Raw genomic sequence first — 7447 nt, 5'->3', positions numbered from 1 at the left:
ACGATGGCGCTGTCGTCGGGCTGCTCGCCCAGGCCGGTGATGTCGATCAGGGTGGCGTGGCGCGTGCTGCGCACCAGCTGGCTGGCCGTGTCGTAGTGCAGCGAGGTCACCGCGCCATGGGCGTTGATCTCCTTGGACGGGCGGCCGGCCGCATCGTAGGTGCGCCAGGCCAGGCGGTCCTGGGGGCTGCGGGCCGGGCGCAGCGTCTCCAGCGCCGGCCCCCCGCTGTGCGGCAGCAGCGCCGCATCGATGCGGGTGGCGTAGGACAGGCTGAACGTCAACTGCCCGGCGCCGTTGTAGCGGTATTCGCTGAGCAAACCGGCCGCATCGAGATCGGCGGCCTTGTTGCCTTGGGCGTCGTAGAAGATCCAACTGCGCGCCCCGCCGGGGTCTTGGCTCATCACCAGCCGCCCCAGGGCGTCGTAGGTATAGCGGGTCGTGCCCAGATCCTGGCCGGCGCCGCTGTGCGAGACCGTCAGCAGGCGGCCTGCCGCATCATAGGTGCGTTGCGTGGTCAGGCCGTTGGCGTGCACCGTGCTGCTGGTGCGGCCGGCGGCGTCGTAGCGCGTCAGGGTCACTTGTCCCTGCTCGTCGCGCACCATCTCCCGGCCCAGGCCGTCATAGCCGTAGACGGTGGTGCCGCCGTTGCCGTCGATCGTCTGCAGCAGCCGGCCAGCCTGGTCGTAGACATAGCGCAGCACGCTGGCGCTGGCGGCCACGCCTTGACCGGCCTGGTCCAGCGCGGCATAGCTGGTCTGGCGCATCAGCTGGCCGCGCGCATCGTATTCCAGGTCGGTGCGGGTGCCCTGGTGCGCCGGCTGGGCCGCGGCCCAGGCCGCCAGCGCGGCTTCGTCCGGGGCAGGGTGCCGCGCGAGATCGAACAGGCCGGCTGCACCCTCCTGGGCATAGCGCAGGATGGCGCTTTGGTCGCCCTCGGCGTTGTAGCGGTATTCGGTTACGCGCCCCTGGGCGCTGATGGTGAAACGCACTTGATCGCCCTCGCCATAGACATGGCGGGTGGTGTGCGATGCCGTCTGGCCCGCCGCATTGCGCTGGCTCAGGGTTTCCGACAGCAGCCGGTTGCGCTGGTCGTAGCGCCGCTCCACCAGGTTGCCCAGCGCATCTTCTTGCGCCACCTGGTTGCCGTTGTCGTCGTAGCGCATGACCGTGGTTCGCCCGGCGCCGTCGGTGATGGAGACCACGTCGCCCCGTGCGTTATAGGCGTAGCGCACCGTGCTGTCGCCTTGCGCCACGTCGGTCAGTTGCCCGGCGGCGTCGTAGCCGTAGCGCGTCTGCTGGCCCACGGCATCGGTGACGATGGTGCGCCCGGCCTGGTAGGCATAGTGCGTCGTGTGGCCCAAGGCGTTGGTGACCGAGGCGATCCGGTAGGCGTCGCCCTCCTGTACGTAGGTGAAGGACAGGCTGCTGCCGTCGGCCTGCGTGATGCCCGACAGCCGCTCGCTGTGGCCGTCGTAGCGGTAGCGCGTCACATAGACCCGGCCGTCGGCGATGTCGTTATCTTCGGGGCTCAGGTCGACGATGGCTTCGGTGAGCCGGTTCTGCGCATCGTAGCGGTAGTACAGGCGCGTGCCGTGCCGGCCTTCGGCCGTCTCCACCCGCACTTGCACCAGGTTCTGGCCGTCGTAGACGTAATGCGTCTTCTCGCCCGAGGGCAGCGTGACCGTGCCCAGCCGACCCCGGCTGTCGTAGTCGTAGCGCGTGGTGTGCCCTTGCGTATCGCGGCTGCTGCGCAGGCTGCCGTCGCCGGCGTCGTAATGCTCTTGCCGGCCCGCGCCGTCGCGCCAGATATAGGTGTTGCCTTCGCGCACGATCTCCCGGTAGGCGCCGCCGCCGTCGGTGCTCACATAGGCTTGCCGGTTCGCATCCCACGCATGGCGCGCCTGGGCGCCGTCGCGTTCCAGCCGCAGGATGCTGCTGCCGGCCTGGCCCCAGGCTCCCGTCAGCGTCAGCGCGCGCCGCCCGCCGTTGATCGACCAGTGCAGCGCCCCATCCGCCAGCCGCCCCTGGCTGTTGTAGGTACGCAGCGACTGGTACGCCCCGCCGCGCCCGGCCAGCTGCTCGTCCAGATCCTGCACCACCAGGTTGCCCGTGGCCACGTTCACGTACACCCGTTCGCCGCTGCTGCCCTGCCGTGCCTGCCCGCCTTCGCTGCGACCCAATACCCCCAACGAACCCAGGGACAGACCCAGGTGATTGCCACTCACGATCGCTACCATGTACGCTCCGCCAAATTGTTCGGTCTTCCCGTGCCTGCGCAACGGGGCTTGGCAACGTATCCAGCGATTTACAGATTCGTTTAGCGAAAATGATGTTGGGGAGCGAAAATTCGTCATTCATGCAAATTCACATAGAATCTCAACGATCGACCTTGCGCCGACATGCCGCATGCCGTCGCCGTACACCGATGTAAAAATAAGAAGCATCGGGAATCGCTTAAAGTTTTCTTGCCATGCATCTGGCGATGATTTGGCTGCCGTCACGGAATATCTCCGGTAAAACGGCAAATTACCTGTGCCGCGCGCCATGCCGGCAAGCGCGATATATCATTGGTCGTTTCCCAATATCGTCGGCTCGACCATGACCTTCGTCCCTCCCCCCGCTTCTTTCGAACAGGCATTGCTCGATGCCATCCGGCAGGCCAGCCCTGAAGACGTACTGCTTTTATTGCAGCAAGCCGCGCAAGAAAACCCGACGTCGCCATGGCCGCCCTTCCTGATGGGCGCGGAGCTGGCCCAGGGACGGCGCTATCAGGAAGCCGAAGCCGCCTATGCCGCCGCAGTCGCCCTGGATCCGCAATTGGCCATCGCCCGTTTCGAACTGGGCGTATTGCAATTCACGTCGGGACGCCCGACCGTTGGCCTGGTTACGTGGCAAGCGCTGCTGGAGTTGCCCGATGGCGACCCTCTGCGCCTCTTCGTGCTGGGCTATGCCGCGCTGGTCCAGGATGATTTCCCCCAAGCGCTGGCGCATTTCCAGGCGGGGATGGCGGCCAATACGCTCAATCCCCCCCTCAATGCCAATATCAACCTGCTGGTCCAGGCGATACACGCCGCGCAGCAAGAACAGGCCACGCCAGACCAGCCCGCGCCTGAGAACCGGGCCACGGACGATATTCCGCATTTCCTCCTGAATACCTACGGCAACAATTCCGTCCATTGATCCCCATGCTCCAGCCATCACTGCCATAACCATGCCGGCCGCTACTGAATATTCCCAACGCGTCGAACGCCTGTTGCGCTTTCTCTCCCACGATGAAGGCAACGATGCCCTGCGCGGAGAAATCTTCGCACTCGCCTTGCAGCATGGCGATATGGAACTGGCCGAACGGCAACTGGAAAACGCCCGCGCCGCAGGCGGCCCATTGCACCAATGGCTCCTGCAGGAAGCCAACCTGCGCATCGCCCAACGGCGCTACGATCTGGCCGATGCACTGCTGACGCAACTGGAACAGGAAACAGGCCCGCATCCGGCCATTGCCCAGAACCGCGGATTCATCGCCATGCAGGAAAACCAGCCCGGGCGCTGCCTGGAACACTTGCAACACTGGTGCGAGGCGCCGCCTTCCGACTGGCTCGACCCCGGCATGCAAAGCCTGTGGCTACGCTGCCTGCATCATCTGGGCAAACTGACGGAAGCGGTGGAATGGACGCAAATGCGCGCACAAGCGCAAACTCTTGCGCCAGAGGCCGTCTCGGTGGCCAGCCTGATCGCACTCGATGCCAACCAGTTGCCGCAGGCACAGGCCTGGAGTGCGCAATCGCTGTCTTCCGGACATATCTCGCTGGAAAACCTGCTGGCCGGATCCGCGCTGGCACTGCGGGAACAAGACAGCCAGCAAGCCGCGACATTGGCGCAAACCGCGCTACAGTACGCGCCCACTGATGGCAGGGCCTGGTCCAGCCTGGGTTTTGCCCAGATGCTGGCGCTGGATCTTCCATCGTCGCGCCAGAGCCTGGAACAAGCCGTCACGCACATGCCTTCCCACATCGGCACCTGGCACGGCCTGGCCTGGGTCGCCCTCCTGCAAAAAGACTATGCGGCGGCACGCCAGGCGTTTGCGCAAGCTTTGGCGGTGGATCGCAATTTCGGGGAAACGCACGGCGGCCTGGCGGTCGTCGCCTTCATGGAAGGCCGTCGGGAAGAGGCGCAGGACAGCTTGCGCCGCGCTCAAGGCCTGGATCCGCAAGGCGTATCGGCACAATATGCGCAAGCACTGCTGGCGGGCGCCATCGGCGACGAGCGCTCCATCCTGGAATTCTCGCAACGTCTCCTGGAAAGAATCGCACGCTGATCCTCATGTCTTCCGCACGCATGCCGCCAGTCGGAGCCACTTGTACCGGCCCCGGTTAATCAACCGGATCCAGTCGGCTTCATCATCATGGTCTCCATTTCGCCCAACGCCCGTCTCGTCGCCCTGATCCGCAATCGGGCGGCGGCTTTACGGGAAAAAGAGCCTTCTTTAAAAGGTTCCGGAACGGCTTCGCACCAACCGCAAGCGTCGCTGCCATCGGGCCATGCCATCGTCCGCCGCATCGCCGGCATTGCAAACGACGATCCGCAACGACGGCGCAAAGCATTTCGAATTTTTCTGGAATCGACGCTGCTGGCCGAATTGTCGCCCACACTGATGAACGACCCCGGTTTCTACACGATGGTTGACGCCATCCAGGAACAGATGGAGTCCGACCCCGATCTGGAGCAACCGATTCGGGCCGCTGCCGACTTGTTGTTCAAGCTGGCGGAGAAAACCTCGACCGAGCCCCGGAAAGAAGAATAAAAAATAGTGCACGGCCATTTCGGGGCGGCTCACGAAATATCGCCTCCGGCGCGGCGTCTCACAACGCTGCATCCAGTACATGCCGTTGCGCCAACAGCTCGCGCAGCCGGCACAGGGCTTGGCGATGCAGTTGCGCGACCCTCCCTTTCGTCAGTTTCATCATGATGGCGATATCGGCAAAGGAGAGCTCTTGCAGATAGTGGCTGCTGACTACCAGATACTCTTGCCTGGGCAATTGCTCTACCAGTTCCCCAAGACGCTGCCGCATCTGCGCCATTTCGACACGCCGGTAATGGCAAGGGGCAGTTGCTTCAGAGACGGCCTGCTCCACCATGCCGGTTCCCTCCAACAAGTAGGCCAGGGCCAGGCCAATGCCAATGTCGGCGAGATAACTCAACACCTGACCCTCATCGCCGGCGCCATCTTGCAGCCCGTCCGCTTTCAGTGATGCGTGCCGCTCTGCCTGCAGGCGCTTGCGCCAGACGATCTGCTGCTGCTTTTCCGAGCTGCGCCCCAGACCGGTCAGGATCGCTCCACGCATGCGCGGCTCGGAAAAAGTCTTGAAACCGACGCCCAAGCTTGCATTGAAACGGTCTATCGATTCGATCAAGCCGATGCAGCTCCACTGCAAATACTCATCGAATTCGATTTCGTCATGGGTACGATGCCGGTATGAACAGGCCGCCACAATCCTGGCATGAGGCAAATAAAAGTCGATCAGCCGCTGCCGGCAGGCGCCGTCGTCATGCACATGCCATTGTTCCCAGAGCGACTGCTCTTCGCGCAAGCCGGCTTCTTTTCCCTCGTCCTGACCAGGATCAGGCGATGGCGACGACAGCGGGGAAAAGGATTCTGCTGGCTCGCTCATCGCAAATAGGCCGATTCGATATGGCTGCGCACGGGATCGCCATCCGGGTGGCCGGCGTCAATGGAAAGACCCGACCAGGGCCTTGAGGATCAGGCTCCAGCCATCGACGATCACGAACATCAGGATCTTCAACGGCAAGGCGATGGTCGTGGGCGGCATCATCATCATGCCCAGCGCCATCAGGATGCTGGAGACAATCAGGTCGATCAGCAGGAAGGGAATGAAGATCACGAAACCGATCTGGAATGCCGCGCGCAGCTCCGACAGCATGAAGGCAGGGATCAGGTGCACATTGCTGACCTCTTCCATGCTCTGCGGCTGGGGCGCCTTGGCCAGTTCGATCATCAGGGCCAGGTCTTGCTCCCGCGTCTGGCGACCCATGAATTCGCGCAATGGCCCCATGCTCCGTTCCAGCGCCGCTTCGGTCGATATCTTTCCCGCCATGTAGGGTTGCAGGGCTTCCTGGTTGACTTTGCCAAGCACCGGCGACATGACGATCAATGTCAGGAACAGCGCCAGTCCCACCAGTACGGAATTGGGCGGCGCCTCTTGCATGCCGATCGCGTGGCGCAGCATGGACAGGACGATGATCACCCGCAAAAAAGCCGTCAATGACATCAGCAGCGCCGGGATGATGGCAAGCAGCGTGAGCCCGACCGCGATACGGATCGGCAATGCGGTTTCGCTATCCTTGCCATCGCTGGTTGCAGATGAGTTGGCCAGCGCCCCAAACAAATCGGCGTAACCGCCCATGACGGTTTTTCCATTGTCCGCTGCGGCGAGGGCTGCGCTCCCGATATCGGGCGCAGCGGCATGCCCGGCCAATGGCACGATGAGCAACAGGCCGCAGACAGCGAGCAAAAGCCGCTGCCAGGCGCGCCGGATCAACAGTGCGGACATCAGGCCTGCTCCCCATGCCGATGCGCCTCGACCGGCGGCGCGGCCTGCGCGTCCAGACGCACACAGAAGTGATCGCCCACCGCAACCAGCAGGCGCCCGCCCTCCCATTCGACCACGTGCAGCGAAGCTCGCGACGTCAGCCTCTTGGTATCTTTGATCTTTAACGCCCCCTCTGCCGGCATCTGCGGCAACCATGCCAGCCAGGATGGCTTGTGCAAACCCGCGCGCTTGCGGCGCAACCAGGCCAGTACGCAGCACAGCAGCAAGGCGAATAGCAAGGCTGCCGCCAACAGCTCGAGCGGAGGCGTCCATTGCTCTTCCCGATCGCCGGAAGGAAGGACACCCGCCAGCGCATGGCCGCATGGCCATGCCAGCACGATGCATGACAACGTCGCGCCAAAGCGGCGCAAATGGCCGGATGTCAATGCCTTGACCATTGCCTTACACCTTCAGAGGAACGGGCAATTCGGTAATCTTGACCGCGAAATGCTCGTCGACTGCGACCAATTGCCCCCGTGCGACGACGCGCCCGTCCAGCAACAGATCGATCGCCTGTTCAATGCCGCTGTCCAAGCACACGACCTGATTTTCCTTGGCCGCCATCAGTTCGCCCACCGTCATCTCGACATGGCCGACGACGGCCATCAGCCGGGTCTTGACATGGTGCAACGGGTTTATCTGCGCCAGGATAGCCTTGGCATCGGCGGTTTGCTGCTGTTCAAATTCAGCCAGCGCCAGCATCTGCGCCGAAGGCGAACCCGCTTCATCGGATAACGCATGCGCCAATTGGTGATCGTTCAGTTTTTCCATTTCCTGACTTTCAATATGTATTGCGAACTTGTCCATGCCCATATGCCGCCATCCGACGCCGTTCAATTGCC

General features: G+C 63.1%; 8 protein-coding genes. 3 read left to right on the top strand and 5 right to left on the bottom strand.

Annotated elements, in window-relative coordinates; translation table 11 throughout:
• The coding region (locus AC07N6_RS05240) for a hypothetical protein (protein WP_494786244.1) at positions 1–2237 on the bottom strand (2237 nt) is incomplete at its 3' end.
• A 361-nt stretch (positions 2238–2598) separates the two neighbouring features.
• Here AC07N6_RS05240 and AC07N6_RS05235 point away from each other — a divergent pair.
• The 3 genes from AC07N6_RS05235 (at position 2599) to AC07N6_RS05225 (ending at position 4798) form a co-directional block, all read left to right on the top strand.
• Positions 2599–3180, top strand: a complete 582-nt coding sequence (locus tag AC07N6_RS05235) for a hypothetical protein (protein WP_494781251.1) — start codon at positions 2599–2601, stop codon at positions 3178–3180.
• Between the two features lie 31 nt (positions 3181–3211).
• On the top strand, positions 3212–4312 hold the full coding sequence (locus tag AC07N6_RS05230; RefSeq protein WP_494781250.1) for a tetratricopeptide repeat protein: 1101 nt from the start codon (positions 3212–3214) through the stop codon (positions 4310–4312).
• Between the two features lie 87 nt (positions 4313–4399).
• A complete protein-coding gene (locus AC07N6_RS05225) occupies positions 4400–4798 on the top strand; it encodes a hypothetical protein (protein ID WP_494781249.1) in 399 nt (132 codons plus the stop codon).
• A 58-nt stretch (positions 4799–4856) separates the two neighbouring features.
• Here AC07N6_RS05225 and AC07N6_RS05220 read toward each other — a convergent pair whose 3' ends face one another.
• The 4 genes from AC07N6_RS05220 to AC07N6_RS05205 are packed head-to-tail and all read right to left on the bottom strand — an operon-like array spanning position 4857 to position 7412.
• Positions 4857–5666: a sigma-70 family RNA polymerase sigma factor gene (locus AC07N6_RS05220; protein WP_494781248.1), complete on the bottom strand. Its 810-nt coding sequence runs from the start codon at positions 5664–5666 to the stop codon at positions 4857–4859.
• A 57-nt stretch (positions 5667–5723) separates the two neighbouring features.
• Positions 5724–6566, bottom strand: a complete 843-nt coding sequence (gene fliP, locus AC07N6_RS05215) for a flagellar type III secretion system pore protein FliP (RefSeq protein WP_494781247.1) — start codon at positions 6564–6566, stop codon at positions 5724–5726.
• Complete coding sequence (locus AC07N6_RS05210; protein ID WP_494781246.1) at positions 6566–7003, bottom strand: hypothetical protein; 438 nt, start codon at positions 7001–7003, stop codon at positions 6566–6568. Before AC07N6_RS05210 ends, fliP begins: the two co-directional genes overlap by 1 nt.
• Before the next feature lie 4 nt (positions 7004–7007).
• Complete coding sequence (locus tag AC07N6_RS05205) at positions 7008–7412, bottom strand: FliM/FliN family flagellar motor switch protein (protein WP_494781245.1); 405 nt, start codon at positions 7410–7412, stop codon at positions 7008–7010.
• Positions 7413–7447: the final 35 nt, after the last annotated feature.

It is taken from the genome of Herbaspirillum sp. GW821-FHT09A12 (assembly GCF_059418325.1).
Note: the sequence above shows the minus strand (reverse complement) of the source record. Positions and strands in the feature narration are given on the sequence as shown.